This is a genomic window from Streptomyces sp. SID13726 (assembly GCF_010548375.1).
In the GTDB taxonomy this organism is placed as follows: Bacteria; Actinomycetota; Actinomycetes; order Streptomycetales; family Streptomycetaceae; genus Streptomyces.
On sequence record NZ_JAAGLY010000680.1, the window covers coordinates 1 to 407 of the forward strand.

At 75.4% G+C, this 407-nt stretch carries 1 protein-coding gene; it reads right to left on the reverse strand.

The annotated features are described in order from the left end of the window. Nucleotides 1–407, reverse strand: a 407-nt coding sequence (locus G3I78_RS49755; protein ID WP_164437273.1) for an RDD family protein, incomplete at both ends; no start/stop codon positions are given.

The following is a 407-nucleotide window of genomic DNA, read 5'->3' on the forward strand; positions in this document are numbered from 1 at the left end:
GGGCAGGCGGCGCATGTCGGCGTGGGACGCCCACGCGGCCAGGTACGGGGGCATGACGAGCGGCGCGAGCGTCGGCCGCCCGCCCCGCACCCGGATCGCGTACGTCCCCGCCGCCATGTCGCCGAGGCGCTTGCCCTTGTCGTTCGTCAGCGACGCGACGAGCGCGACCGAGCCGAGCGTCAGCCCGATCTCGCCGATGCCGACCAGGGCGCGCAGGAAGGCGTGCCGGAAGCGGACGGGGCCGCCGTCGTCGCGCACCACCCGGATGCCCAGCGCCAGCTTGCCGAGCGATCGCCCGCGCGAGAGCGTCTCGACGGTCGTGGGGATCACGACCATGACGAGGGCGGCGAGCGCGATGCCGATGGCGGGGGCGAAGTCCGGGTCGACCAGCTCGAGCGAGCCCGACG